22 protein-coding genes are annotated in these 25,239 nt (G+C 74.1%); 10 read left to right on the forward strand and 12 right to left on the reverse strand.

The window, feature by feature from the left end; translation table 11 throughout:
- Window positions 1-20 precede the first annotated feature (20 nt).
- Together ppgK and map are read right to left on the reverse strand one after the other, a co-directional pair.
- A complete protein-coding gene (ppgK, locus tag KIN34_RS11040; protein ID WP_214350357.1) occupies window positions 21-779 on the reverse strand; it encodes a polyphosphate--glucose phosphotransferase in 759 nt (252 codons plus the stop codon).
- Window positions 776-1,639, reverse strand: a complete 864-nt coding sequence (gene map / locus KIN34_RS11045) for a type I methionyl aminopeptidase (RefSeq protein WP_214350360.1) — start codon at window positions 1,637-1,639, stop codon at window positions 776-778. Before map ends, ppgK begins: the two co-directional genes overlap by 4 nt.
- Window positions 1,640-1,698: 59 nt before the next feature.
- Between map and KIN34_RS11050 the strand changes: the two genes are divergently transcribed.
- Window positions 1,699-1,869 carry an SPOR domain-containing protein gene (locus KIN34_RS11050; protein WP_214350362.1) on the forward strand — a complete coding sequence of 57 codons (171 nt, stop codon included), beginning with the start codon at window positions 1,699-1,701 and terminating at the stop codon, window positions 1,867-1,869.
- Window positions 1,870-1,872: 3 nt separating this feature from the next.
- Here KIN34_RS11050 and panB read toward each other — a convergent pair whose 3' ends face one another.
- From panB to KIN34_RS11065, 3 genes are all read right to left on the reverse strand, one after another.
- Entirely contained in the window at window positions 1,873-2,685 is an 813-nt protein-coding gene (gene panB / locus KIN34_RS11055; protein ID WP_214350364.1) for a 3-methyl-2-oxobutanoate hydroxymethyltransferase, read from the reverse strand.
- A gap of 100 nt (window positions 2,686-2,785) precedes the next feature.
- Window positions 2,786-4,543: an NAD+ synthase gene (locus KIN34_RS11060; protein WP_307858194.1), complete on the reverse strand. Its 1,758-nt coding sequence runs from the start codon at window positions 4,541-4,543 to the stop codon at window positions 2,786-2,788.
- A 155-nt stretch (window positions 4,544-4,698) separates the two neighbouring features.
- Entirely contained in the window at window positions 4,699-5,655 is a 957-nt protein-coding gene (locus KIN34_RS11065) for a type IV toxin-antitoxin system AbiEi family antitoxin domain-containing protein (protein ID WP_214350366.1), read from the reverse strand.
- Window positions 5,656-5,873: 218 nt separating this feature from the next.
- On the opposite strand from KIN34_RS11065, the gene KIN34_RS11070 reads away from it, so the two are divergent.
- Together KIN34_RS11070 and KIN34_RS11075 are read left to right on the forward strand one after the other, a co-directional pair.
- Window positions 5,874-7,211, forward strand: coding sequence for a glutamine synthetase family protein (locus KIN34_RS11070; protein ID WP_214350368.1), 1,338 nt, complete (start codon window positions 5,874-5,876; stop codon window positions 7,209-7,211).
- 7 nt (window positions 7,212-7,218) lie between these two features.
- Window positions 7,219-10,263 (forward strand): bifunctional [glutamine synthetase] adenylyltransferase/[glutamine synthetase]-adenylyl-L-tyrosine phosphorylase, encoded by a 3,045-nt coding sequence (locus KIN34_RS11075; protein WP_214350370.1) that lies wholly within the window; start codon window positions 7,219-7,221, stop codon window positions 10,261-10,263.
- A 37-nt stretch (window positions 10,264-10,300) separates the two neighbouring features.
- Here the strand turns inward: KIN34_RS11075 and KIN34_RS11080 are convergent, their stop codons facing one another.
- Window positions 10,301-11,581: an AI-2E family transporter gene (locus tag KIN34_RS11080; protein WP_214350372.1), complete on the reverse strand. Its 1,281-nt coding sequence runs from the start codon at window positions 11,579-11,581 to the stop codon at window positions 10,301-10,303.
- A 161-nt stretch (window positions 11,582-11,742) separates the two neighbouring features.
- Here KIN34_RS11080 and KIN34_RS11085 point away from each other — a divergent pair, with 161 nt between their 5' ends.
- Complete coding sequence (locus tag KIN34_RS11085) at window positions 11,743-13,233, forward strand: hypothetical protein (protein ID WP_237689090.1); 1,491 nt, start codon at window positions 11,743-11,745, stop codon at window positions 13,231-13,233.
- Window positions 13,230-13,937, forward strand: a complete 708-nt coding sequence (locus tag KIN34_RS11090; RefSeq protein ID WP_214350375.1) for an esterase/lipase family protein — start codon at window positions 13,230-13,232, stop codon at window positions 13,935-13,937. The genes KIN34_RS11085 and KIN34_RS11090 overlap by 4 nt, the downstream gene beginning before the upstream one ends.
- Here KIN34_RS11090 and KIN34_RS11095 read toward each other — a convergent pair.
- The gene (locus tag KIN34_RS11095; protein ID WP_214350379.1) at window positions 13,934-14,758 is read right to left on the reverse strand and encodes an alpha/beta fold hydrolase; all 825 of its coding nucleotides are present in this window, start codon (window positions 14,756-14,758) and stop codon (window positions 13,934-13,936) included. The two genes, KIN34_RS11090 and KIN34_RS11095, sit on opposite strands and share 4 nt — an antisense overlap.
- 365 nt (window positions 14,759-15,123) lie before the next feature.
- Here KIN34_RS11095 and KIN34_RS11100 point away from each other — a divergent pair, with 365 nt between their 5' ends.
- Window positions 15,124-16,122 carry a hypothetical protein gene (locus KIN34_RS11100; protein WP_214350382.1) on the forward strand — a complete coding sequence of 333 codons (999 nt, stop codon included), beginning with the start codon at window positions 15,124-15,126 and terminating at the stop codon, window positions 16,120-16,122.
- Window positions 16,123-16,240: 118 nt separating this feature from the next.
- Here KIN34_RS11100 and glnA read toward each other — a convergent pair whose 3' ends face one another.
- Window positions 16,241-17,665 carry a type I glutamate--ammonia ligase gene (glnA, locus tag KIN34_RS11105; protein ID WP_214350385.1) on the reverse strand — a complete coding sequence of 475 codons (1,425 nt, stop codon included), beginning with the start codon at window positions 17,663-17,665 and terminating at the stop codon, window positions 16,241-16,243.
- A 175-nt stretch (window positions 17,666-17,840) separates the two neighbouring features.
- On the opposite strand from glnA, the gene KIN34_RS11110 reads away from it, so the two are divergent.
- Window positions 17,841-18,338, forward strand: coding sequence for an RDD family protein (locus KIN34_RS11110; RefSeq protein ID WP_214350388.1), 498 nt, complete (start codon window positions 17,841-17,843; stop codon window positions 18,336-18,338).
- A 91-nt stretch (window positions 18,339-18,429) separates the two neighbouring features.
- On the opposite strand, the gene KIN34_RS11115 is transcribed toward KIN34_RS11110, so the two are convergent.
- Both KIN34_RS11115 and lipA read right to left on the reverse strand, forming a co-directional pair.
- On the reverse strand, window positions 18,430-19,143 hold the full coding sequence (locus tag KIN34_RS11115; protein WP_214350391.1) for a DUF4191 domain-containing protein: 714 nt from the start codon (window positions 19,141-19,143) through the stop codon (window positions 18,430-18,432).
- 75 nt (window positions 19,144-19,218) lie between these two features.
- A complete protein-coding gene (gene lipA, locus KIN34_RS11120; RefSeq protein WP_214350410.1) occupies window positions 19,219-20,220 on the reverse strand; it encodes a lipoyl synthase in 1,002 nt (333 codons plus the stop codon).
- A gap of 178 nt (window positions 20,221-20,398) precedes the next feature.
- On the opposite strand from lipA, the gene KIN34_RS11125 reads away from it, so the two are divergent.
- Complete coding sequence (locus KIN34_RS11125; protein ID WP_214350412.1) at window positions 20,399-20,893, forward strand: flavodoxin domain-containing protein; 495 nt, start codon at window positions 20,399-20,401, stop codon at window positions 20,891-20,893.
- A gap of 54 nt (window positions 20,894-20,947) precedes the next feature.
- Here KIN34_RS11125 and lipB read toward each other — a convergent pair whose 3' ends face one another.
- Window positions 20,948-21,622: a lipoyl(octanoyl) transferase LipB gene (gene lipB, locus KIN34_RS11130; RefSeq protein WP_214350414.1), complete on the reverse strand. Its 675-nt coding sequence runs from the start codon at window positions 21,620-21,622 to the stop codon at window positions 20,948-20,950.
- 113 nt (window positions 21,623-21,735) lie between these two features.
- Between lipB and KIN34_RS11135 the strand changes: the two genes are divergently transcribed.
- On the forward strand, window positions 21,736-22,761 hold the full coding sequence (locus tag KIN34_RS11135; protein WP_214350416.1) for a Gfo/Idh/MocA family protein: 1,026 nt from the start codon (window positions 21,736-21,738) through the stop codon (window positions 22,759-22,761).
- A gap of 96 nt (window positions 22,762-22,857) precedes the next feature.
- Complete coding sequence (locus KIN34_RS11140) at window positions 22,858-24,198, forward strand: protein kinase (protein ID WP_214350418.1); 1,341 nt, start codon at window positions 22,858-22,860, stop codon at window positions 24,196-24,198.
- A 96-nt stretch (window positions 24,199-24,294) separates the two neighbouring features.
- On the opposite strand, the gene KIN34_RS11145 is transcribed toward KIN34_RS11140, so the two are convergent.
- Window positions 24,295-25,185: a TIGR01777 family oxidoreductase gene (locus KIN34_RS11145; protein WP_214350420.1), complete on the reverse strand. Its 891-nt coding sequence runs from the start codon at window positions 25,183-25,185 to the stop codon at window positions 24,295-24,297.
- Between the last annotated feature and the right edge of the window lie 54 nt (window positions 25,186-25,239).

The raw sequence follows: 25,239 nt of genomic DNA on the forward strand, positions 1-25,239 counted from the left end.
CTCGACGAACGGGCCGGGGGTCAGCGGGCCGCCAGTGCGGCCGCGCCCACGATCCCGGCGGCGTTGCGCAGCTCGGCCGGCACGATCTTCGTGCGCAGGTCGAGCAGCGGCAGGAACTTCTCGTGGTGCTTCGAGACGCCGCCGCCGACCACGATCAGGTCGGGCCAGAACAGGTTCTCGACCACGGTGAAGTAGCGCTGGAGGCGCTCGGCCCACTGGGGGTACTCGAGGCCCTCGCGATCGCGTGCCGCGTCGGACGCGCGCGTCTCGGCGTCGTGCCCGTCGATCTCGAGGTGGCCCAGCTCGGTGTTCGGAACCAGCTGCCCGTCGACCACCAGGGCCGAGCCGATGCCCGTGCCGAGCGTGACGACGAGCACCACGCCGTCCACGCCCTTGGCGGCGCCGTACCGCGTCTCGGCGTACCCCGCCGCGTCCGCGTCGTTCACCGCGACGACGTCGCGGCCGGTCGCCTTCGAGAACAGCTTCTGCGCGTCGGTGCCGATCCACGACGCGTCGACGTTCGCGGCGGACTGCGCCACGCCGTGCAGCATGACCGCCGGGAACGTGACGCCGATCGGCACCTTCTTGTCCAGGTCGAACGAGTCGACGATCTGGGCGACGGTCTGCGCGACCGCGTCGGGCGTGGCAGGCAGCGGCGTCGGGATGCGCAGGCGGTCGTCGGCGAACTCGCCCTTCTTGAGGTCGACGGGGGCGCCCTTGATGCCGCTGCCGCCGATGTCGATGCCGAACGCGGTCTCGTGCTTGTGGTGGTGGCTCATGGCAGTGTCAGGATCTCCGCTCCGTCATCGGTGACCAGCAGGGTGTGCTCGAACTGGGCACTGCGTCGCCCGTCGGCGGTCAGCACCGTCCAGTCGTCGTCCCACATGATCCAATCAGGTGTGCCGAGGTTCAGCATCGGCTCGATCGTGAACACCATCCCGGGCTCGATCACGGTGTCGTACTGGGGCGCCGCGTCGTAGTGCGGCACGACGAGGCCCGTGTGGAACGCCGGCCCGACGCCGTGACCCGTGTAGTCGCGCACCACCCCGTAGCCGAAGCGTGCGGCGTACTTCTCGATGACCCGGCCGATCACGTTGATCTCGCGGCCGGGCCGGACCGCCTTGATCGCGCGCGCGAGCGCCTCCTGCGTCCGCTCGACGAGCAGCCTCGACTCCTCGTCGACCTCGCCCGCCAGGAACGTCGCGTTGTTGTCGCCGTGCACGCCGCCGACGAACGCGGTGATGTCGACGTTGACGATGTCGCCGTCCTGGACCACGGTCGAGTCGGGGATGCCGTGGCAGATCACCTCGTTGAGGCTCGTGCACAGCGACTTGGGGAAGCCGCGGTAGCCGAGCGTCGACGGGTACGCGCCGTGGTCGAGCAGGAACTCGTGGCCGATGCGGTCGAGCTCGTCGGTCGTGACGCCCGGCGCCACGTGCCGGCCGACCTCCGCCAGCGCCTGCGCCGCGACCCGTGCCGCGACGCGGACCTGCGCGATCGTCTCGTCGTCCAGCACGTCGGGCCCGCGGTACGGCGTGGGTCCCGGCTTGCCGACGTACTCGGGCCGGGCGATGGTGGCGGGGACGGCACGACGAGGGCTGATCGTGCCCGGTGACAGCGCGGAGCGGACGGGCGGCATGCCTGGCAGTCTACGGATCCCGGGCGACGCGGCCCGTGGACGACGGACGGAGCGGCAGCGTGGCGGAGTACTGGTACAACACCGAGACCGGCGAGGTCGAGGAGGGTCGGCGCAGCGACTGGAGCAAGGTCATGGGCCCGTACCCCTCGCGCGAGGGCGCGCAGCACGCGATCGAGCAGGCGAAGGCGCGCACGCAGGCGTGGGACCGCGAGGACGAGGAGCGTCGCTGACGCTCAGTGGTCGAAGCTGTGCTCCGCGTCGGGGAACGACCCGCCGCGGACCTCGTCCACGTACGCGCTCGCCGCGGCCGTGAGCGCGGCGCCGACCTCGCCGAACCGCTTGGCGAACCGCGGCGACCAGTCGCCCATGCCGGCCATGTCGACCCAGACCAGGACCTGCCCGTCGCACTCGGGCCCGGCGCCGATGCCGATGGTCGGGATCGCGACGATCTCGGTGACCTGGGCGGCGACCGGCGCGGGCACCATCTCGAGGACCACGGCGACCGCGCCGGCCTCCGTGACGGCCACCGCGTCCGCGCTGAGGTGCTCGGAGGCCTCGTCGCCCCGCCCCTGGACGCGAGGTCCGCCCAGCAGGTGCTCCGACTGCGGCGTGTACCCCAGGTGCGCGACGACGGGGATCCCGGCGTCGGTGAGCGCGCGGATCTGCGCCGCGCTGCGTCGGCCGCCCTCGAGCTTGACCGCGTCCGCGCCCGTGGACTTCATGATGCGGACCGCGCTCTCGAGCGCCTGCTGCGGGCCGGCCTCGTAGCTGCCGAACGGCAGGTCCACGACGACGAAGGCCCGCCGGGCGGCACCCGCCACGGCCCGCGCCGCGGGGATCATGTCGTCGATCGTGACGGGGAGCGTCGTCGCGTGCCCGTGCATCGTGTTCCCGATCGAGTCGCCGACCAGCAGCATGTCGACGCCGGCGTCGTCGAAGATCCGGGCCGTGACCGCGTCGTAGGCGGTCAGCATCGTGAGCTTCTCGCCGCGCTCCTTGGCGGCACGCAGGTGGTGCACGCGCACGCGCTTGACCGTCTCGCTCATCGTCGGCTCCTGTCCGGGGGTTCGGTGGTCGTGCTCGTCGTGCTCGTCGTGCTCGTCGGGAGGGTGTCAGCGGCGAGTCACGGCTCGCGCCAGCGCTGTGTCATGGCTCGCGCCAGCGCGAGGTGACCGGCAGGCGTCGGTCGCGGCCGAACGCGAGCGCCGTGACCTTGGGGCCCATCGGGTACTGCCGGCGCTTCCACTCGGCCCGGTCGACGAGCTGCAGCACGCGGTCGACGACGGCCTCGTCGAACCCGCGCTCGAGCAGCTCGGCGCGGCCCTCCGCGTGCTCGACGTAGGCGTCCAGCACCTCGTCCAGCAGGTCGTACGGAGGGAGCGAGTCCTGGTCCAGCTGGCCCGGCCGCAGCTCGGCGCTGGGCGGCTTGGTGATCGAGGACTCGGGGATCGGCGGGATCTCGCCGCGGTCGACGGCGTGGTTGTTGCGCCACCGGGCGAGTGCCCACACGCGCGACTTGTCGACGTCCTTCAGCGGGGCGAAGCCGCCGATGCTGCCGGCGTCGTAGATCGTGGCGTAGCCCGTCGCGAGCTCGGACTTGTTGCCAGGCGCGATCACCAGGTGACCCTCACGGTTGGAGATCGCCATGAGGATGACGCCGCGGACCCGCGCCTGCAGGTTCTCCTCCGCCACCCCGTCCAGCGCGAGCTGCTCCTGGTACGCGTCCACGATCGACGCGATCGGCTGGACCCGGTAGTCCGCGCCGATCCGCCGCGCGAGGTCCTCGGCGTCGTCCTTGCTGTGCGTCGAGGAGAACGACGACGGCATCGAGACGCCGACGACGTTCTCGCCGGCGATCGCGTCGGCCGCGATCGCCGCGGTGAGCGCGGAGTCGATGCCGCCCGACAGCCCCAGCACCACCGACCGGAACCCGTTCTTGCGGACGTACCCGCGCAGGCCCGTGACCACCGCGCGGTAGGTCTCCTCGTCGGCGTCCAGCGGGGGCACGCGCGCACCGCGCCGGGACGGCTCGCCCTCGTCGGCCAGGTCCCACACCAGCAGGTGCTCGACGAACTGGGGTGCGCCCGCGAGCTCGGTCCCGTCCCGGTCGACGACGAACGAGCCGCCGTCGAACACCAGGTCGTCCTGCCCCCCGACGAGGTTGACGTAAACCACGGGCGCGTCGACCTCGGCGGCGCGGCGTGCCGCGAGCTGCGCCCGGACGTGGCCCTTGCCCTCCTCGAACGGCGAGCCGTTCAGCACGACGAGCGCCGCGACCTCGTTCTCGTCCATCAGCGACACCGGGCCGCCGTCCTGCCAGATGTCCTCGCAGATCACGACGCCCACCCGGCGTCCCGCGACGTCCACCACGCAGATCTCGTCGCCCGGCGCGAAGATCCGGAACTCGTCGAAGACGCCGTAGTTCGGCAGGTGGTGCTTGGAGTAGCGCGCCTCGACGCGCCCGCCGCGCAGCAGCACCGCGTCGTTGGTCGGCCGCACCGCGTCCGCGGCCTCGGGTCGTCCGGCGACGACGTCGCCCGCGACCTCGGACGCCACCAGCCGCCGGTCGGGGTGCTCGGTGGTCCCGCTCTGCGGCGAGTCCTCGCGGCGGCGGTCCGCCGGGCGCTCGCCCACGGACCCGACGAGCACGGCGACCTCACCGAGCCCGGCGTCCGCGAGCTCGACGGCGAGCCGCTCGAGGGTCGCCTGCGCGGCTCGTCGGAACGAGGCCCGCAGCGCGAGGTCCTCGATCGGGTAGCCCGTGAGCGTCATCTCCGGGAAGACGACGAGGTGCGCGCCCTCGTCGGCGGCGCGCCGCGTCCACTCGAGCACGGCCCGAGCGTTCCCCTCGAGATCCCCGACGCACGTGTCGACCTGCGCCGCCGCAATCCTCACCAACCCCACCTGGCCGACCCTACCCACCCGCGCCCGACGCCTCGCACGTCGGACGCGCTCCGCTCACCGGTCGGCGCAGCGATGGCCGCATCACCACGACGCCCGAAGGGCACTTCCGGTGCGACCACGGATGTGCCGGCGCGCGGGAGGCGGTTCGTCACCCCTCATGCGCGTCGCAGGGCGACGACCTGCGGACGACGTGCCGCGGTGAGCGAACGGTGGGCGCGCTCGATCCGGTCCAGGACCTGGTCGGGTTCGCGGCGGATCTCTCGCGGGGTGAACGCCAACCGGAGGACCCCGGCCTCCGCGAGCGCCGAGTCCGCCCGGATCGTCGCCGTCCACTGCTCACCCGCGGCGTGGTGGGCGTGCGAGTGGACCTGGACAGCGAGGCCCACGTCGTCGAACCAGAGGTCGGGCGTGGGGAGTGCGCCTCCGGACGGGTCACGCAGCATGGGGTTCGGCCAGGGCTCTGGCAGCACTCGGCTCCGACGCACGACCCGGATCAGGTCGTGCTCCGCCACCGACCAGGCCCCGGAGCCGGCGGCCTCGATCGCAGCGCGAAGCGTCGCGGACCCTCGCGTCGGCCCGGCGAACAGCTCGTCGAACATGGTCGCCACGGTCACCTTGCGCCGCTGCACCGCCTCGATGACGAGCGCGCGCGCATACCGGAGGTCGGCCGTCGCTCGGCAGGCGTCCCCGACCACCCGCGCCGGAGGAGCGACGGCCAGCAGACCGAACCGCGTGGCGGCTGCGGGCATGCGGTCGGTACGTGACAGCCGGACGAACGCGACGGTGCGGGTCGCGCGCGTCGCGGGGACCAGGAGGTCGACCTGCCGCACCTCGCCGGCGTTCGCGAGTCCGAGGAGCCGTGCGCCCGCGCGCCCGGTGATGCGCGCGTCCTGTCCCGCCATCAGCTGCGCTGCGAGGGGGCGCGCTTCCGTCGGCAGTGCCAACCGGGACAGCAGGACGACACCGGGCAGCACGAGGCGCCACTCGTGGACCAGCCGCGCGCGCAGCGCTCGCGCGGTGATGCCGTGAGCCTCGAGCTGCGCGCGCGTCACCAGCCCGGCCTGCTCGGCAGCAAGGGCGAGGACCTCGTCGGGCGTGGGGATGCGCGTCACGGGCCGACGATGCCCCACCGGCGCGCCCTCGATCGTGCCGGGCCAGACGCTGTGGACGGACCGCACGGGCAAAGACCGTGCGTCGGCGCAGCCTTGGACGCATCCGGCGCGACGCTCTCGGTCGCGTCGGATGCGGCGATCGGTGCGATCAGAGGGTGGCCGCGCCGAGGGGTGGGATGCGGGGTCGTGCGCGCTCCGGATCAGGCAGGATGTACCGCATGGACAGGCAGCAGGAGTTCGTGCTCCGTACGGTCGAGGAGCGGGACATCCGCTTCATCCGTCTCTGGTTCACCGACGTGCTCGGGATCCTGAAGTCGGTGGCGGTCGCCCCGGCCGAGCTCGAGGCCGCCTTCGCGGAGGGCATCGGCTTCGACGGCAGCTCGATCGAGGGTCTGACCCGGGTGTACGAGGCGGACATGATCGCCCGTCCCGACCCGTCGACGTTCCAGGTGCTGCCGTGGCGCGGCGAGCGGCACGGCACCGCCCGCATGTTCTGCGACCTGCTGACGCCCGACGGCGAGCCGAGCCTCGCGGACTCGCGCAACGTGCTCAAGCGCGCGCTGAGCCGGGCGAGCGACAAGGGGTTCACGTTCTACACGCACCCCGAGGTCGAGTTCTACCTCTTCGACGCGCCCGCGGACCCGGCGCAGCCGCTGGTCCCGGTCGACCAGGGCGGGTACTTCGACCACGTCCCGCGCGGCACGGCGCACGACTTCCGGCGCGCCGCGATCACGATGCTCGAGTCCATGGGCATCTCGGTCGAGTTCTCCCACCACGAGGCGGGGCCTGGCCAGAACGAGATCGACCTGCGCTACGCCGACGCGCTGACCACGGCGGACAACATCATGACGTTCCGCACCGTGGTCAAGGAGGTGGCGCTCGAGCAGGGCGTGTTCGCCAGCTTCATGCCGAAGCCGATGGCGGACCAGCCCGGGTCCGGCATGCACACCCACCTGTCGCTGTTCGAGGGCGACCGCAACGCGTTCCACGAGGCGGGCGGCCACCTGGAGCTCTCCTCGACGGCGCGTTCGTTCATCGCCGGCCTGCTGACGCACGCTGCCGAGATCACGGCGGTGACCAACCAGTTCGTCAACTCCTACAAGCGGCTGTGGGGCGGCGCCGAGGCGCCGAGCTACGTCTGCTGGGGTCACAACAACCGGTCCGCGCTGGTGCGGGTGCCGATGTACAAGCCGGGCAAGGGCAACTCGAGCCGCATCGAGTACCGCGCGGTGGACAGCGCGACCAACCCGTACCTCGCGTTCGCCGTCCTGCTCGCAGCGGGCCTCAAGGGCATCGAGGAGGGCTACGAGCTCCCCGAGGGTGCCGAGGACGACGTCTGGGAGCTCACGGACTCGGAGCGCCGCGCGCTCGGCATCGAGCCGCTGCCGCAGTCGCTCGAGGCCGCGATCGCGGTGATGGAGAAGTCGGAGCTGGTCGCGGAGACGCTGGGCGAGCACGTCTTCGACTTCTTCCTGCGCAACAAGCGTGCGGAGTGGGACGAGTACCGCGCCCAGGTCACGCCGTACGAGCTGAAGCGGTTCCTGCCGGTCCTGTGAGCCTCCGATGAGCGAACGTCCCGAGCGGGGAGCGTCGCTCGCCGGCAGGTTGACGCGCGTCGGCGTCGACGACGTCGCGCGCGCGGAGCGCCTGCTGCACGACGACGCGCTCCTGCTGGTGCTGCCCGAGCCCGACGGCCTGGTCGGCGAGCTCGCCGACGTCGCGGACCCGGACTCGGCGCTGCTCACGCTCGCCAAGCTCGCCGGAGCGGTCCGGGGTGACGAGGCGCTGGCCGGGCTGCTGGCGCGGACGCTCGCCGAGGACGGCCCCGCCCGTCGTCGGCTGCTCGCCGTGGCGGGTGCGTCCGTGGCGCTGGGGGACACGCTCGTCGCGCACCCGACGAACCTGCATGTCGTCGCCGACGACGCGCCGGGCACCGGCGTCCCCGCCGCCGAGGTGCGCGCCGAGCTGCTGCACGCGGTCGGCGCGGACGCCGACGCCGACGAGCCCGTCGCGACGCTCGTCGGACCCGCCGGGACGGACGCGATGCGCCGCGCGTACCGTGCGCGCCTGCTGCGGATCGCCGCGACCGACCTGACGGTGAGCGACCCGCTGAACCGGATGCCGGGGGTCGCCGCCGCGCTGGCCGACCTGGCGTCCGCCGCCCTGGAGACGGCGCTCGCGCTGGCCCGTGCCGACCTCCCGGACCACGGCGCGGGCGTGCGGCTCGCGGTGATCGGCATGGGCAAGGCCGGCGGCCGCGAGCTCAACTACGTCTCGGACGTCGACGTCGTCTACGTCGCCGAGCCCGCGGAGGGCAGCGGCGTGAGCGAGTCGGACGCACTCGCCGTCGGGACGCGCCTGGCGACGGGCCTGGCGCGGGCGTGCTCGGTGCCGTCGTCGGAGCCCGTGCTCTGGCCGGTCGACGCCGCGCTGCGGCCGGAGGGCAAGGACGGGCCGCTGGTCCGCACGCTCGCGAGCCACCGGGCCTACTACGAGCGCTGGGCCAAGACGTGGGAGTTCCAGGCGCTGCTCAAGGCCCGCCCGCTCGCGGGCGACCGCGACCTCGGCCGCGCGTACGTCGAGATGACCCAGCCGTTCGTGTGGTCGGCGGCGCAGCGCGAGCACTTCGTCGAGGACTCGCAGGCGATGCGCCGGCGGGTCGAGGGCAACATCCCCGCGGCCGAGGCCGACCGCCAGCTGAAGCTGGGCGTGGGCGGGCTGCGCGACGTCGAGTTCACGGTCCAGCTCCTGCAGCTGGTGCACGGCCGGTCCGACGAGGAGATCCGCTCCGGCTCGACGCTCACCGCGCTGGCCGCGCTCGCCGCGGGCGGCTACGTGGGCCGTGACCACGCGGCGCGGCTCGCCGTCTGCTACCGGTTCCTGCGGCTCCTCGAGCACCGCATCCAGCTCCACCGGCTGCGGCGCACCCACCTGCTGCCGACGGCGGAGGCGGACCTGCGGCGGCTCGCCCGCTCGGTCGGCATGCGCGCGGAGGGTGCCGAGGGCCTCCTGGAGCGGTGGCGCCAGGTCCGTCGCGACGTGCGGCACCTGCACGAGGAGCTGTTCTACCGGCCGCTGCTGCCGGCGACGGCGCAGCTCTCGCCCGAGGAGGCGAGCCTCGCGCCCGAGGCCGCGCGCGCCCGTCTCGCGGCGATCGGCTACCGCGACCCGGCCGGTGCGGTGCGCCACATCGCCGCGCTGACCGAGGGCGTCTCCCGGCGCGCGGCCATCCAGCGTCAGCTGCTGCCGGTGATGCTCGGTTGGTTCGCCGACGGCCCGGACCCGGACGGCGGGCTGCTGGCGTTCCGGCGGCTCTCGGAGTCGCTGGGCACCACGCACTGGTACCTCAAGCTGCTGCGCGACTCGGGGACGGCCGCGCAGCGCCTTGCGCGCGTGCTCTCGACGTCGCGCTATGTGGCGGACGCCCTGACCCGCTCGCCGGAGTCGGTCACCTGGCTGGCGGGCGACGACGAGCTGGCGCCCCGTGGCCGCGAGCGGCTGTGGGCGGAGGCGGACGCCGTCCTGACCCGTGCCCACGAGCCCGTCCCGGCGGTGCAGGCGCTGCGCGGGCTGCGCCGCCGCGAGCTGGCGCGCACCGCGGCGGCGGACGTCCTGGGCGTGGTCACGGGGACCCGGGCGGCGCAGAGCCTGACGGTCTCGGCCGACGTGGTGCTCGCGGGCGCGCTGCGTGTGGCGGAGTGGGAGGCGCGCGCGGCGCGCGGTCTCGAGCAGAGCCCGACGAGCATGCTCGTCGTGGCGATGGGGCGCCTCGGCGGACGCGAGATGGGCTACTCGTCGGACGCGGACGTGCTGTTCGTCCATGAGCCGGCCGAGGGTGCCGACCACCGCACGGCGCAGGAGTTCGCGGTCGCTGTCGCGACGGCGCTGCGGCAGCTGCTCGGGTCCGTCGGGCCCGAGCCCGTGCTCGCCGTCGACGCCGACCTGCGGCCCGAGGGGCGCAACGGCCCGCTGGTGCGGTCCTTCGAGGCCTACGCGGAGTACTACGGCCGCTGGTCGTCCCCGTGGGAGAGCCAGGCGCTGCTGCGGGCACGGCCCGCCGCCGGCGACGAGGCGCTGGGGGAGCGGTTCGTCACGCTCGTCGACCCGCTGCGCTACCCGGAGGGCGGGCTCGACGCCGCGACGGTCCGCGAGGTCCGCCGGATCAAGGCGCGCGTCGAGGCCGAGCGGCTGCCCCGGGGCACCGACCCGACGCGGCACCTCAAGCTCGGGCGCGGCGGGATCGCGGACGTGGAGTGGACCGCGCAGCTGCTGCAGCTCCAGCACGCGCACGCGGTGCCGGCGCTGCGCACGACGGGCACGCTGGACGCGCTGGCGGCGGCGACCGAGGCGGGTCTGCTCGACGAGGCCGATGCCCAGACCCTGGTCGAGGCGTGGGAGCTCGCGTCCCGCCTCCGGGACGCCAACGTCCTGTGGACCGGCCGCAGCGACGGGACGCAGGTCGACGTGCTGCCGCACGACCGGCAGGCGCTCGCCGGTCTGGCGCGGGTCGTCGGGTACCCGTCCGGCTCGGGCGGCGAGCTCGAGGAGGACTACCTGCGCACCGCTCGTCGGGCGCGGGCCGTCGTCGAGCGCGTCTTCTACGGCTGACCGCGCCCGCGCTCCGTGACGGGTGAGGCCTCGCCCGTCAGTCGCGCCGTGAGCCGCCCGACGGGTCCTCGTCGGGACGTGCGCTCTCGGAGCGGATGGTCGGGGCGCCCGGCTCGTCGCCGCCCGCGGTGCTGCTGCCGCCCGGTCCGCCGGCACCGGCGGTGCGCACCAGCGCGTCGTCCGCCTGCGCGTCGTCCGCCTGCTCGACGTCCGTCCAGTGCCGATGCCGGCGCAGCGCCTCCACGTCCTCGTGCAGCAGAGGGTCGTCGACGAGCTCGTGCCTGCGCACGTACGTCGAGGACACGGCCTGGATGGTCGCCATCACGGGCAGCGCCAGGAAGGCGCCCATGGCGCCGAAGACCGCGCCGAAGGCGATGACGCCGAGGAACGAGATCGCGGGGTTGAGCTCGAGGGCCTTGGCCGAGACCTTGGGCGAGAAGATCAGGTTCTCGATCTGCTGGTAGGCGATGATCCACGCGAGCACGATCAGCGCCTTGACGGGCGAGATGGTCAGCGCGACCGCGACGGGCAGCGCGCCACCGATGTACGTGCCGATGGTCGGCACGAACTGCGAGACGATGCCCGTGAACGCGGCGAGCGCCAGCGCGTAGGGCACGTCGACGATGATGAGGAAGATCCAGGTGAAACCGGCCGAGAGCGCGGCGAGGACGAGCCGCGAGGTGATGAAGTCGGCCACCTTCTCCTGCGACACCTCCCAGACGCGCAGCACCTCGCGCTGCCGGGCGGGCTCGAGGTAGCGCAGCACCGACGCGCGGAACCGCGGCCCGGCGCTGGCCATGTAGTAGGTGACGAGGCCGATCGACGTCGCGGTGAAGAACGCCCCGACGATCGAGATGCCCGCGCCGATGATGCTCGGGGCGAAGTTCTGCCAGTGGTCCCCGATCGAGCTGACCGCCTCGTCGGCCGTGGGGATCTGCAGGTCGAAGCTCTCGTCGAGCCACTCCGCGAGCTGGGCGTAGTACTCCGGGACGTGCGCGGCGAAGTCCACCACCTGCTGGACGAAGAGGTTGCCGAACAGCGCCAGGACCACGACGCCGCCGGCGATGCCGGTGAGCATCACCAGCCCGGTGGCGCGGGTGCGGCGCAGGCCGCGGCGCACGAGCCAGCGGATGGAGGGCTCCATGGCGAGCGCGATGAACCAGGACAGCACGACGATCGTGGTGACGGTCGAGAGCTGGGCGAGCGCTCGCCACGCCAGGATGCCGAGGAAGACCGCCGCGACCGCCATCAGCAGGGCCCGGCCCAGCCACGCGGGTGGGCGGCGCTCGGGGTGCGGCGCGAGTCGGCTGGTCGCCATGGTCGTCCTCGGGTCGTCGGTGCTGACGCACGCACCGTACCGGCAAGCCGCTGACCTGCGAGGTCCGTCCGCCTCGGCACGCGGTCGGTGATGCTCGCGCGCCGCGACCCGCCCTGCCATGCTTCAGGCATCCAGGTCAGTGGTCGAGGAGAGGAACCGCGATGAGCGAGGCGAAGCCGCCGCGACGCGCGACGGGGGGCCGGCCCGCGCGGACCGGCGACGCGCACCCGGTCGAGCACCAGACCGAGCCGCTCGCGGTCGAGGAGCTCGAGGCGGCCGCCGCGGCGGACAGCACGGCCGACCGCGACGAGCTGCTCGCTCGCCTCGCCGCTCTCGAGGCGGAGAACGCGCGCCTGCGCGCCGCACCCGCAGCCGCACCGGCGACGGCACCGGTCGCCGTCGTCGCGCCACCGCGCCGCCGGCGCTGGGGCCGCTCCACGACGGCCGTCGTGCTGATCCTCCTCGGCGCGCTGCTCGCCCCCATCGCCGTGGTGTCGGCGTGGGCGCAGGGCCTCGTCGACGACACGGACCGGTGGGTCGCCACCGTGGGCCCGCTGTCCGACGACACGACGATCCAGGCCGCGGTCACGAACCGCATCACGGACGCGATCGTCGACGCGGTCAACGTCGAGCAGCTCGCCGCGGACGCGACCGGCGCCGTCGCGGACCTGGGTCTGCCGCCGCTGGTGTCCTCGGCCGTCGAGTCGCTGCAGGGTCCGCTCGTCAACGCCGCCACCGACTTCATCCGGCGGGGCGTGACCAACGTCGTGACCTCGGACGCGTTCTCCACGGCGTGGGTCGAGGCCAACCGGACGGCGCACGCGCAGCTCGTCGCCGTGCTGCAGGGCGACCCGGACGCGATCGCGAGCATCGACGCCGACGGCACCCTGTCCGTCAAGCTCACGACGGTCATCGACGCCGTCAAGGACACCCTCGTCGAGCGTGGCTTCACGATCGTCGAGCGGCTGCCCTCGATCGACGCGACCTTCCCTCTGGTGCAGAGCTCCGACCTGGTGAAGCTGCAGACCGGCTACCGGCTCCTGCACGCTCTCGGCACGTGGCTGCCCTGGCTGTCGATCCTGCTGCTGGCCGGTGGCGTGATCGCCGCCCAGCGCCGGTCGCGCGCGCTCGTGGTCGCGGGGCTCTCGCTCGCGGTGGCGATGCTGGTCCTCGGGCTCGGTCTGACGATCGGCCGGTCGGTCTACGCCTCGTCGCTGCCGGACACGATCCAGCGGCACGACGCGGCGCTGGTCGTGTACGACCAGGCGGTGTCGCTGCTGCGGATCGCGCTGCGCTCGGGCCTGGTCCTCGGGCTCGTCGTGGCGGCGGTCGCGTTCCTCGTCGGTGGGACGGTCGCCGCACGCTCGCTGCGCTCGTCGTGGTCGCGGGCCACCGCGGCCGCTCGCGGCGCGGGCGACCGACGCGGCGTCTCCACCGGGCCCGTCGGTGAGTTCCTGTACCAGCAGCGCACCCTGCTGCGCGTCGTCGTCATCGCGATCGCGGCGCTCGTAATCGTGCTGGCGGACCCCATCACGCCACCACTGGTGTTCTGGACGGCGGTCGTCGCCGGGGCGGTGCTGCTCCTGCTGTCGCTCCTGGCGCGGCCGGGCGCGCCGGTCGTCGAGCCGGACGAGAAGACCGTCGCGGTGTGACGAGGCGGTCGGGGTCGGCGCCGCGCCGTCTGTGGTGGCGGGCCTGGGACTACGCGGTCGCGGTCCGCTGGATCGTCGCCGGCGCGTTGCGACCGGGTGACCCCGACGAGCTCGCGGGGACGTCCTCGGGCGTCGCCGGACGCCCGGTCGTGCTGGTGCCGGGCGTGTACGAGGCGTGGCACTTCCTGCGCCCGCTCGCGCGAGCGCTGCACGCGCGCGGCCTGCGCGTGCACGCCGTGCCCGGGCTCGGCCGCAACCGCGGTGTGATCACGCCGTCCGCCGCCCTCGTGCGGGAACGGATCGAGGCGCTGGGGCTCCGGGACGTGGTGCTCGTCGCGCACAGCAAGGGCGGCCTGATCGGCAAGCGGGCCATGATCGAGGACGTCCTGTCGTCCGACCCTCGCATCGCCTCGATGGTCACGGTGAACACGCCGTTCACCGGCTCGCGCTACGCCCGCTGGGTCCCGCTGCCCGCCGTGCGCGCGCTGCTGCCGGGCGACGCGGTCATCCGGGAGCTGGCGCTCGAGCGGTCGGTCGACGAGCGCATCGTGGCCGTGCGCAGCTTCTGGGACCCGCACGTCCCGGACGCGGGGCCGCCGGACGGGGGAGCGGACGTGCTCCTGCGGACGCCGGGACACTTCCGCCCCCTCGCCGACCCCGAGCTCGTCGAGCTCGTCGTCCGCCACGTGCTGGACGGCGGCTAGCGGCCGATCCGCAGCACGCGCGTGAGCCCGGGCTCGTCGGGGTCGTCGACGATGTCGCGGCCGTCGAGCCAGGACCGCACCACGTGCGCGAGCTCGCCGGGGTGGCTGAAGTTCACCGCGTGGGCGGCGCCCTCGATGAGCACCACCGTGACGTGCTCGGGCGCGAGGCGCCCGACCTCGCGGACCCGCGACGGGGCGGGCATGAGCGGGTCGCGGCTGCCCAGCACGGCGAGCGACGGGACCGGGGTGCTCAGGAGCCGCTCGAGCGACGGGAACCGGGTGAGCTCGCTGAACAGGTGCAGCGCGTTGACCGGCCCGAACCGCAGGTAGTCGGGGATCGCCACGGGGAACATCCGCGGGCTCTCCCGCGCGACGTCGCGGGCCATCTGGCCCAGCGCCCGGCTCAGCGGCTGGTTCTGGATCCCGCCCGCGGGCGCGACGAGCACGATCCTGTCGACGCGGTCCGGCACCAGGTGGGCGACCTCGAGGCTGACGGGGCAGCCCATCGAGTTCCCGACGAGGACGACGCGCTCGAGCTCGAGCGCGTCGAGGAGCCCGACGAGCGTGTCGGCCAGCGCGGGGATCCCGAGCGCCCGCCCGAGCCCGTCGCTGCGCCCGTAGCCGGGCAGGTCGGGGACGAGCTGCGTCCCGCGGTCGGTGAGGCGACGGGCCGTGGGCATCAGGTACGAGCCGGAGATCGCGAAGCCGTGCACGTGGACCATCGGCAGCCGCCCCGGCGCCTCGGGCCCCTGGCGGACGAACACGCTGGTCCCGCCGACGACGACCCGGCGCTCGGTCCATCCCGGTTCCGGCACGCGCATGTGCTGATAGTGACAGACCCGCAGCTCGGCCGACGCGCCCGTATCTACCGGCAGCCTGCGGGCACCTGCGAGGAAGGGGCCGGCCCTGACCGGCCCTCCCGGCGGAGGTCCCCATGGCGACGACGAGCACGACGAGAGCCCGGCGCGCGAGCCGGGCCCCCGCGCCGAGATCTCCCGGCCGCGCCGCACCCCAGCCGGCCCGCCCGGTCCCGGAGCCGGTCGCTGTGGCCACCGAGCCGGCCCTCGAGCGGACTGACGCGAGCCACGCGGCCTTGGATGCCGCCCCGCCTCCACCGACGCCCGTCAATGCCGAGGTGGTGGGTGGGACGGAGCAGGCCGCCCCGCCGCCGCCTCCCGTACCGCACGTGACCCCGAGCCTGCGTCAGGGCAGGTCGGTGCGTCTCGCCGCGGCGTACGCGGACCTCCAGCTGGTGCAGAACAGCGTGACTGCCGCACCGGAGCGCCACGGCAGCGAGGCGGTCAAGATCATCTGCGTCGCCGAGCTGCGCGCGGCGCAGGCGGCGCTGGAGCGGATCGACTCCGGCAGCGCCCGGATCTCGAGGGACGCGCACTTCGAGTTCGCCTGGACGTGCATCCACCGAGCACGCGCGCTGCTGCCGCTGATCGTCGCCGACGACGCGCTCGAGACCCAGTACCTCTACGCGGTCGAGCGCGCTGGCCGGATGCGGCCGCGGGACGCGCGGCTCCTCGCCAGCCTCGGTCACCGCTCGAGCGACGCGGCGGACGCCGGCCCGCAGCGCCGGCAGCGCCTGAGCTACGCGCTCTCCGTCGCGTACGGCGCGGCGGACCGCGAGCACCAGCAGCTGCGCGTCCTGCGGGACCGGCTGCTGCGGGTGGCGTGGCTGACCTCGTTGGCGCTCCTGCTCGTCGTCGCCGCCGGCACCTGGGTGCCGTCGCTCTTCCCGCTGTGCTCCGAGGACCAGACGGTCTGCCCGGCGGGTCACGGCGCGCCGGACCCGGCCGACGTCGGCACGGTCGCCTTCCTCGGCCTGATCGGCGCGGGCCTGACGGCGGTGCTCGCCATCCGGCGCGCCCGCCCGTCCACGTCGCCCTACCGGCTGATGCCGGCACTCGGCTTCCTGCGCATCCCGCTGGGCGGCATCGTCGCGGTGCTCGGCGTGGTGCTGGTCCAGAGCGGGTCGGTGCCGGGCGTCGTCGGGCTGGCGGACTCCCAGCAGATCGCGGTGTACGCGATCGTCTTCGGGTTCGCGCAGGAGGCCGTCACCCGGCTCCTCGAGAACCGCGCCCGTGCGGTGCAGGACGTCGCGGCCGCGGGCGCGACCGCGAGCGTCGCCGCGGCGAGCGGCAGCACGACGAAGGACGACGACGAGACGACGCTCTGACCGCGGTCCCCGAACGGGCGCGGCTGGAACGACACAGCAGCCCGGCCACCACGAGGGCGACCGGGCTGCTGTTCCTGCGAGTCACCGGCCCCCGGGAGCAGCCGGGGGCCGGGACGTCTCACACGTCGTAGTAGAGCTCGAACTCGTGCGGGTGCGGCCGCAGACGAATCGGGTCCACCTCGGCGGTGCGCTTGTAGTCGATCCACGTGGCGATCAGGTCGGGCGTGAAGACGTTGCCCGCCGTGAGCCAGTCGTGGTCGGCCTCGAGGTTGTCGAGCACCTCGGAGAGCGAGCCCGGCACCTGCTGGATCTGGGCGTGCTCCTCGGGGGGCAGTTCGTACAGGTCCTTGTCGACCGGCTCCGGCGGCTCGATCCGGTTCTGGATGCCGTCGATGCCGGCCATCAGCATGGCGGCGAACGCGAGGTACGGGTTCGACGACGGGTCCGGGACGCGGAACTCGATGCGCTTGGCCTTCGGGTTCGAGCCGGTGACCGGGATGCGGATGCACGCGGAGCGGTTCCGGGCCGAGTAGACCAGGTTGACCGGCGCCTCGAAGCCCGGGACCAGGCGGTGGTAGGAGTTCACCGTCGGGTTCGTGAACGCGAGCAGCGCGGGCGCGTGCTTGAGCAGGCCGCCGATGTACCAGCGCGCCATGTCGGACAGGCCGCCGTAGCCCTTCTCGTCGAAGAACAGCGGCTCGCCGTCCTTCCAGAGGGACTGGTGCACGTGCATGCCCGAGCCGTTGTCGCCGAACAGCGGCTTCGGCATGAACGTCGCCGTCTTGCCCGCGGCGTGCGCGACGTTCTTCACGACGTACTTGAAGAGCTGGACCTTGTCGGCGGACTTGGCGAGCTCGTCGAAGCGGTAGTTGATCTCGGCCTGGCCGGCGGTGCCGACCTCGTGGTGCGCGCGCTCGACCCCGAGGCCGAGGGCGTCCAGCTGCAGCGAGATCTGGTCGCGCAGGTCGGCGAAGTGGTCGACCGGCGGCACGGGGAAGTAGCCGCCCTTGTAGGGCGTCTTGTGGCCGAGGTTGCCACCCTCCTCCTTGCGGCCCGTGTTCCACGCGGCCTCGATGGAGTCGATGTAGTAGAACGACGCGTCCTGGCGGGTCTGGAACCGGATGTCGTCGAAGATGTAGAACTCGGCCTCGGGCGCGAAGAACGCGGTGTCCGCGATGCCGGTCGACTTCAGGTACGCCTCGGCCTTCGCGGCGACCTGGCGCGGGTCGCGGCTGTAGGGCTCGTCGGTGTACGGGTCCACGATGTGGAAGTTGATGTTGAGCGTCTTCTCCGCGCGGAACGGGTCGACGTAGGCGGTCGTCACGTCCGGCACGAGCTTCATGTCCGACTCGTGGATCGCCTGGAAGCCGCGGATCGACGAGCCGTCGAACATCTGGCCGTCGGTGAAGAAGTCCGCGTCGAGGGACTGCGCGGGGACGTTGAAGTGCTGCATGACGCCCGGGAGGTCGCAGAACCTCACGTCGACGAACTTGACGTCCTCGCTCTTGATGAACGCCAGGACTTCCTCTGGCTTGCTGAACATCCGCTGCTCCTCGGTTGATGGTGCCCTGGGGTCGGGCGTGACCGACGCTAGGCCGGGGCCGTTTCTCTCGTGTGTGCCGATTGTTTCCGTGAGGTTACGCGCACCGCCCGGGTGTAACGATCGTGGGAACGGTCCGCCTGCCGGGACGGGTCGGCTCGCCGCTTAGTCTGGTGGGGTGACGACTCGGGAGAACGTGGGCTCGTGGCTCGAGGGCGGGCCGGGTGGTGACCAGGGGGCGCGCGGCGCCCGGCTGGGGCTGCCCGCGCAGGGTCCGGGCTCGGCAGCGGGTGTCGGGCGGCGCATCGTCGCGCTCGTCGTCGACTGGACCGTGTGCCTCGCGATCTCCGCGACGTTCTTCCCGGCCGACGAGACGGCCACGTTCCTGGTACGCGCGGACAGCATCGTGACGCTCGCCGTGTTCGCCCTCGAGAACCTGCTCCTGGTCGGGCTCCTGGGCTTCACGCTGGGTCACCGCCTGCTCGGCCTGCGCGTGCGCACGGCCGGCTACGCCCCGGGTGGCACGCCGGTGTCCGACGACGCGCGCGCGCCGGGTCTGGTGCGCGGGTTCGTGCGCACCGCCCTGCTCTGCCTGGTGATCCCGGCCGTGGTGTGGGACGCCGACGGCCGCGGGCTGCACGACCGGCTGGCCGGCACGGCGATCGTCCGTCGCTGACCCGCTCCGTCTTGCACCGGATCCGCCGTTGACCCGATCCGCGTGACCCGCAGGGGTCGGTCCGACGCCGAGCGCGCCGGGCCGGTGCGGCTCAGCGCCCGCGCATCCCCTTGCGGTCGGGGCGCGCCCGCATCGGGTCGACGCCCTTGGGGATCGGCGGCCGTGCCGTGCCCAGCGCGGTCAGGCGCTTGGCGACCTCGGCGACCTCCTGCTTGGTCAGCTTCGGCTTGAGCTTGCGCAGCTCCGTGGGCAGCTTGCGGAGCGCGACCTGACCCTCACCGGTGCCGACGACGAGCAGGGTGATCGGGACGGTGGGGATGACGCGCGCGGTGCGCTTGCGCTCGGCCTCGAGCAGCCGCGACACCCGGCCCGAGGGGCCCTCGCCGACGAGGACCACACCGGGCCGCCCGATCCCGCGGAAGACCATGTCCTGGGTCCGCGGGTCGATCGCGACCGGCTCCTCGGGGAAGGTCCACCCGCGGCGGATGGTGCGCAGGGCCGCCAGGGCCGCTCCGGGCTGCCCCTCGATCCGTGAGTACGCCGCCTTCTCCGCGCGCCGGGCCAGGATGAACATCACGCCCAGCAGCGCGAACGGCAGCGCCAGGAACAGGAAGTACACGACGTGGTCGAACACCACGCCGAGCACGACGCCGAGCGCCAGGATCCCCACGAAGACGGCCAGCAGGATCCACGTGATGCTCGGGTCGACCTCCCGCGTCATCTTGAACGCTTCCCACACCTGGTGGTACCAGCGGACCTTCTTGGTCTTCGGCGCAGGGGAGGTCGAGGCGGAGTCACGGGCCATGGGCGTGAGTCTACCGAGCGCGCGGGGCGCTCCCGCGCGCATGCTGCCCGGCACCGGGGCCGAGGCGCCCGCGGGTCAGCGGGCGAGCAGGCTCGCCGCCTCCTGGCGTGCGGTCGTCGGCTCGCCCAGGTGCGCCAGGGCGTCGGGGATCGGCAGGCCGCGGCGGCGCATCGCCTGTCCCCACAGCCGTCCGGCACGGTACGACGAGCGCACCAGCGGCCCGGACATGACGCCCAGGAAACCCATCTCCTCGGCCGCCTGCGACAGCTCCACGAACTCCTCCGGCCGGACCCACCGGTCGACGGGGTGGTGCCGCACGGACGGGCGGAGGTACTGGGTGATGGTGATCAGGTCGCAGCCCGCGTCGTGCAGCTGCTGGAGCGACTCCACGACCTCGTCGAACGTCTCGCCCATCCCGAGGATCAGGTTGGACTTGGTGACCATGCCGGCCTCACGGGCGCGCGTGATGACGGAGAGCGAGCGCTCGTAGCGGAACCCGGGGCGGATCTGCTTGAAGATGCGCGGGACCGTCTCGAGGTTGTGCGCCAGCACCTCGGGCCGCGACGCGTTGACGACGTCGAGGAGCTCGGGCACGGCGTTGAAGTCCGGGATCAGCAGCTCGACGCCGGTGCCCGGGTTGAGCGCGTGGATCTGGCGCACCGTCTCCGCGTAGAGCCACGCGCCGCCGTCCGGCAGGTCGTCACGGGCGACGCCGGTCACGGTGGAGTACTTCAGGCCCATCGCCTGGACGGACTCCGCGACGCGACGCGGCTCGTCGGCGTCGAAGTCCGCGGGCTTGCCGGTGTCGATCTGGCAGAAGTCGCAGCGCCGCGTGCACTGGTCGCCGCCGATGAGGAACGTGGCCTCGCGGTCCTCCCAGCACTCGAAGATGTTGGGGCAGCCGGCCTCCTCGCACACCGTGTGCAGGCCCTCGCGCTTCACGAGCCCCTTGAGCTCCGAGTACTCCGGGCCCATGGTCGCGCGCGTCCGGATCCACTCGGGCTTCTTCTCGATGGGCGTCGCGGCGTTGCGTGCCTCGACGCGCAGCATCCGGCGCCCTTCGGGTGCGATCGTCACGTCAGCCACCCTAACCGCTCGGACCCGTGCCGCCCCTGCTCGTCGGGACCGGTGGACGAGGCGGTGGTCACAGGTGCCCGCGGCGACCACCTCGGGACCAGGGTCCCGTGACCGGCCGCGAGCCGGGCGGGACGCTGGAGGGGAGGCGGGCGGAATGCCCGCGGAGGGAGGCACGACGATGCGGGTGCTCGTGAGCGTCGCGTCCCGGCACGGGGCGACGGCGCAGATGGGGGAAGTGGTCGCGGACGCGCTGCGGGAGGCCGGTCACACGGTCGACGTGGTCGCGCCCGACGAGGTCGAGCGGGTGATGCCCTACGACGCCGTGGTCCTGGGCTCGGCCGTCTACGTCGGACGTCTCGCGGCGTCGATGCGCGACCTGGTGCAGCGGCAGGCGCCGCACCTGCGGCTGCGGCCGGTGTGGCTGTTCTGGTCCGGTCCGGTGGGCGCGGCGCCCGTGCGGGTCAGCGTGCCCGACGACGTCGACGCGCTGGTCCGGGCGACGGGCGCGCGCGAGGCGAAGTGCTTCGTCGGCGCGCTCGACAAGTCGTCGCTCAACCTGTCCGAGCGCGCGCTGGTCTCGCTCGTGCACGCGCAGGACGGTGACTTCCGCGACCTCGACGCGGTGCGGGCCTGGGCGGCGGGCGTCGCCGACGAGCTCGCGGCGGCCGCCTGAGGCGCCTCGCCCCGCCGGGTTCGCCGTCGGCGACGGCTCGTCGGCGACGTCTCGTCAACGCTGCCCGGCGGCCGCGGTCCGACCGGCGGCGAGCAGGGGCGGCAGCGTCTCGTGGAGGTGCGCCCGGACGGAAGGCAGCACCTCGGCGATCGGGACGCGGCGGCCCAGCTCGACGCTGAGCGACGTGACGTCCGCGTCCGGGATCCCGCACGGCACGATGCGGTCGAAGACGTGCAGGTCCGGCTCGCAGTTGAGCGCGAACCCGTGCATCGTCACGCCGCGCGAGACGCGCACGCCGATCTGGGCGACCTTGCGCTGCCGGGCCCCGGGGGCCGGCGCGTCGAACCACACGCCGCTGCGCCCCTCGACGCGGATCGCGGCCAGGCCGAGGTCGGCGCAGGTGCGGATCAGCGCCTCCTCGAGGGCGCGGACGTAGCGCACGACGTCGACGGGCTCGCCGAGCCGCACGATCGGGTACCCGACCAGCTGGCCCGGCCCGTGCCACGTGATGCGACCCCCGCGGTCGACGTCGACCACGGGCGTGCCGTCGACGGGCCGGTCCCACGTCGCCGTCCGCCGGCCGGCGGTGTACACGTCCTCGTGCTCGCACAGCAGCACGGTGTCCTCGCGCTCGCCTGCGACCACCTCCGCGTGCACCTCGCGCTGCCGCTGCCACGTCGGCTCGTACGGCAGCAGCCGCGTGCCCAGCTCCAGCTCCTCGAACCGCATGCCGCCAGCGTACGGCCCGCCGCCCGAGGCTCCGTCCGGTCGTACGTCCGGGTCCACGTCAGGGTCCGCGTCAGGTTCCACGTCCTGGTCCACGTCGGGGCAGACTGGCGGGCATGAGCGCAGCGGACGTGATGCGGGTGGGGCTGGTCGGCTACGGCGGGGCGGGGCGGGGGATCCACGCCCGGTTGCTGCGGGAGGCCGGTCTCCCGGTCACCGCCGTCGTGACGCGGAGCCGTGGCGCGCAGGTGCGCGACGAGTGGCCGAATGCGGTCGTCGTGCCCGACGTCACGGCGCTCCTGGCCCTCGACCTCGACCTCGTCGTGGTCGCGAGCCCGACGGGGGACCACGCCGCGCACGTCACGCAGGCGCTCGGGTCCGGCGCGCACGTCCTCGTCGACAAGCCGCTGGCGACGTCCGCCGACGAGGCCGCGGCGCTGGTCGCCCGCGCGGACGGCCGGCTCACGGTGTTCCAGAACCGGCGGTGGGACCCCGAGCAGCTGGCCCTCGCCGGGCTCCTCGCCGACGGTGCGCTGGGCCGGGTGCACCGGTTCGAGCGGCGCTGGGAGAGGTTCCGGCCGCAGCCCCAGGACCGGTGGAAGGAGAACGACCCGCGCGGCGGCGGGTTGCTGCTGGACCTCGGCGCCCACCTGGTCGACTCGGCGGTCCAGCTCTTCGGGCCCGTGACCGAGGTCTACGCCGAGCTCGCGGCGCTGACGACGCCCGCGGTCGACGACGTGTTCCTCGCGGTGCGGCACGAGGGTGGGGTGACCTCGCACCTGCAGGCGGGCGGGCTGACCGGGGCGCCGGGCCCGCGGACGCGCGTCCTCGGCGACGCCGGCGCGTTCCTGGTGACGAGCTTCGAGAACGAGCCCACGCCCTTCCAGGTGCTCGACGACGCCTACGAGGAGGGCCGCCGTCCGGGTGAGCCGGCGCACGAGGGCTGGCTGGTGACCGGCGCCGAACGACGGCCCGTGCCGGCTCCGGCCGGGGGGCACCACGAGATCTACCCGCTCCTCGCGGCGTGGGTGCGCGGGGACGCCGCGCCGCCCGTCGACCCTGCCGACGCGGTCGCGACCGCCCGGGTGCTCGACGCGGCGCTCGTGAGCGCGGCCGAGCGCCGCGTCGTCCGCCTCGGCTGACGGGTCCCCTCGTCCAGGGTTCCCACGAGCGTCGCGCGGTGTGGAGGCTGTGGACAGCCGACGACGCGCGCGCGCCAGGTTCGGTTCGATGGGGCCATGACGTCATCGACGCACGTCGAGCGCGTGCTCGCGGCCGCCGGGTACCGCCCGGCGGGCCGGAGCGCGACCGGCGCGACGCTCGGGGTCGCGCTCGACGGGTCGGACCGCCGCGTGGAGCTGGAGGTCGTGGCCGCCGACGACGAGGTCCGGTCCCGGTGGCACGCGTTGCGGGACCTGCACCACGACCACCTCCCACGGGTGCTCGAGGTCGTCGAGCTCCACGACGAGCAGCTCGCGGTGTTCACCGAGCACGTCGTCGGGACGACGCTGGAGCAGGTCTGCGGCGCCCGCGGGCCGCTCGGTCCGGGCGAGAGCGTGACGGTCGCGATCCCGGTCGCCCAGGCGCTCGACGCGCTGCACCGCTCGGGGCTCGTCCACGGGGCGGTGAGCGCCCGCGCCATCGTGCTCGATCCCGCGGGACGGCCGGTCCTGACGTGCGCCGGGTCGTCCGTCGGGCGCGGCGCTCAGGGAGCCGAGCCTCGTCAGGACGTGCGGGCGCTGCTCGCGCTCCTGCTGGCGCACCTGGACCGCGGCCCGGCAGCGGGAGCGACGGAGGAGGACCCGGCGGGGCGGGACGCCGGGTTGGGCGCGGCGCTGGAGGACCTGCTCCGCGCGGACCGGGACGGCGAGCCAGTCACGGCGGACCGGGTCGTGGGGCGGTGCTTCCGGACGTGCGCGCCGCGTCCGGTCCGGCTGCCGACGCGCGACGAGCTGCGCCGCGTCGCCCTGACCGCGGGGACCGTCGGGGCGCTGCGACGCCCCCGCACCGAGCCGGACCGCGCGCGGGCACGGCCCGGGCCCGGAGGTCGCCGCCTCGCCCTCCTCGGTGTCGGCGGGACGGTGCTGGTCGCGGCGGCGGTCGTCGGGCTCCTGACGGTCACCCGGCCGGCGGGTCCTGCCCGAGCCGTGCCGGAACCGGCCGCTGCCGTGACGACCCGGGCGTCGTCGGTCGACACGCCCTCCGACCCGCAGGAGGCGGCGCGGGCGCTCACCGCGCGGCGCGCGGAGCTGCTCGTCGCCGGCGAGGTCGCCGGGCTGGCCGAGGTCGAGGTGGTCGACGGGCCGGCGCACACCGCGGACGCAGCGCTGCTCGGCGAGCTGGCGGGCGACCGGCTGGACGGGCTCCGCGTGCACGTCGAGCGCGTGACCGCGCTGCCGGCCGAGGCCGCGGACGAGGCACGTGTCCTGGTGGGCAGCAGCGCCAGCGCGTACGAGCGTCTCGCCGGCGACGGGACGGTCGTCGCCACCGGCCCGGCGGCGACGACGGACGTGGTCCTGGTCCTGCGCTGGACCGACGCCGGCTGGCGCGTGTGGGACGTCGCTGCGCCGCCCGGGTGACGAGCCCCGGGGTGTCGGGGTGGATTATCTGGACCGTGGCGTCAGGACCGTGGCGTCCGGACCGTGGTGTCGGGACCGTGGTGTCACGCCCGGGTGTCAGGACTGCTCGACGAGCCAGCGCGCGGCGGTCTCCAGGTCCGGGTGGTCCGGGGTGAAACCGCTGGCCTCGAGGACCCGCGGCACGGCCCGGACCGATCCGAGCACCTCCGAGGCGAAGTCGCGCAGCACCAGGCGCAGCGCCCACGCGGGCGCGGGCACCACGGCCGGGCGGTGCAGGGCGGCGGCGAGCGCGGCGACGACGTCCGCGTTCCGGTCGGCGTGCGCGACGAGGTTGACCGGCCCGTGCACGTCCGCGGTTAGGAGGTGCTCGATGGCGCGGACCTCGTCGTGGAGCGTGATCCACGGCCAGAACTGGCGGCCCGAGCCGAGCCGCCCGGCGAGCCCGGCCCGCAGCAGCGGCCAGAGCGGGCGCAACGCCCCGGCGCCCGGACCCAGGACCACCCCGGTGCGCAGGAAGACCACGCGCCCGCCCGCCTCCGTCGCCGGCTGGGTGGCCGCCTCCCACTGGCGGACCACCTCGGCGAAGAAGGTCGTGCCGAGCGGCTCGTCCTCGTCGACCGGGGTGTCGCCGCGGTCGCCGTACGCGCCGATGCCCGACGCCTGCAGCAGGCGCGGGCGCGGGCCGTCGAGCGTCGCGATCGTCTCGGCGAGCAGCCCGGCCGAGTCGACGCGCGACGCCAGGACCTCGCGCTTGCGCGACTCGGTCAGGAGCCGCGTCCCGGGGTTCACCCCGGCCAGGTCGACCACCGCGTCGACCCCGGACAGCGCGCGTGCGTCCAGCCAACCGGCGGCCGGGTCCCACCGCGTCTCCTCGGGCCGCGCCGCCGCGTGGCGCACCAGGACCCGCACGTCGTGGCCCGCGTCCTCGAGCCGACGGCGCAGAGCCGTGCCGATGAACCCGTGAGAGCCCGCGATGAGGATGCGCATCCGCTCACCCTAGGCGCGCGTGCCCCGCGCGGCCGGACGAACGTCCCGGAGACG

This window comes from Cellulomonas fulva, assembly GCF_018531375.1.
Lineage (GTDB): Bacteria > Actinomycetota > Actinomycetes > Actinomycetales > Cellulomonadaceae > Cellulomonas > Cellulomonas fulva.

Coding starts and splice junctions, on each gene's coding strand:
- ppgK (WP_214350357.1), bottom strand. CDS start 779: ATGAGCCACCACCACAAGCACGAGACCGCGTTCGGCATCGACATCGGC.
- map (WP_214350360.1), bottom strand. CDS start 1,639: ATGCCGCCCGTCCGCTCCGCGCTGTCACCGGGCACGATCAGCCCTCGT.
- panB (WP_214350364.1), bottom strand. CDS start 2,685: ATGAGCGAGACGGTCAAGCGCGTGCGCGTGCACCACCTGCGTGCCGCC.
- KIN34_RS11070 (WP_214350368.1), top strand. CDS start 5,874: ATGGACAGGCAGCAGGAGTTCGTGCTCCGTACGGTCGAGGAGCGGGAC.
- KIN34_RS11075 (WP_214350370.1), top strand. CDS start 7,219: ATGAGCGAACGTCCCGAGCGGGGAGCGTCGCTCGCCGGCAGGTTGACG.
- KIN34_RS11080 (WP_214350372.1), bottom strand. CDS start 11,581: ATGGCGACCAGCCGACTCGCGCCGCACCCCGAGCGCCGCCCACCCGCG.
- KIN34_RS11085 (WP_237689090.1), top strand. CDS start 11,743: ATGAGCGAGGCGAAGCCGCCGCGACGCGCGACGGGGGGCCGGCCCGCG.
- KIN34_RS11095 (WP_214350379.1), bottom strand. CDS start 14,758: ATGCGCGTGCCGGAACCGGGATGGACCGAGCGCCGGGTCGTCGTCGGC.
- glnA (WP_214350385.1), bottom strand. CDS start 17,665: ATGTTCAGCAAGCCAGAGGAAGTCCTGGCGTTCATCAAGAGCGAGGAC.
- KIN34_RS11115 (WP_214350391.1), bottom strand. CDS start 19,143: ATGGCCCGTGACTCCGCCTCGACCTCCCCTGCGCCGAAGACCAAGAAG.
- KIN34_RS11125 (WP_214350412.1), top strand. CDS start 20,399: ATGCGGGTGCTCGTGAGCGTCGCGTCCCGGCACGGGGCGACGGCGCAG.
- lipB (WP_214350414.1), bottom strand. CDS start 21,622: ATGCGGTTCGAGGAGCTGGAGCTGGGCACGCGGCTGCTGCCGTACGAG.
- KIN34_RS11135 (WP_214350416.1), top strand. CDS start 21,736: ATGAGCGCAGCGGACGTGATGCGGGTGGGGCTGGTCGGCTACGGCGGG.
- KIN34_RS11140 (WP_214350418.1), top strand. CDS start 22,858: ATGACGTCATCGACGCACGTCGAGCGCGTGCTCGCGGCCGCCGGGTAC.
- KIN34_RS11145 (WP_214350420.1), bottom strand. CDS start 25,185: ATGCGCATCCTCATCGCGGGCTCTCACGGGTTCATCGGCACGGCTCTG.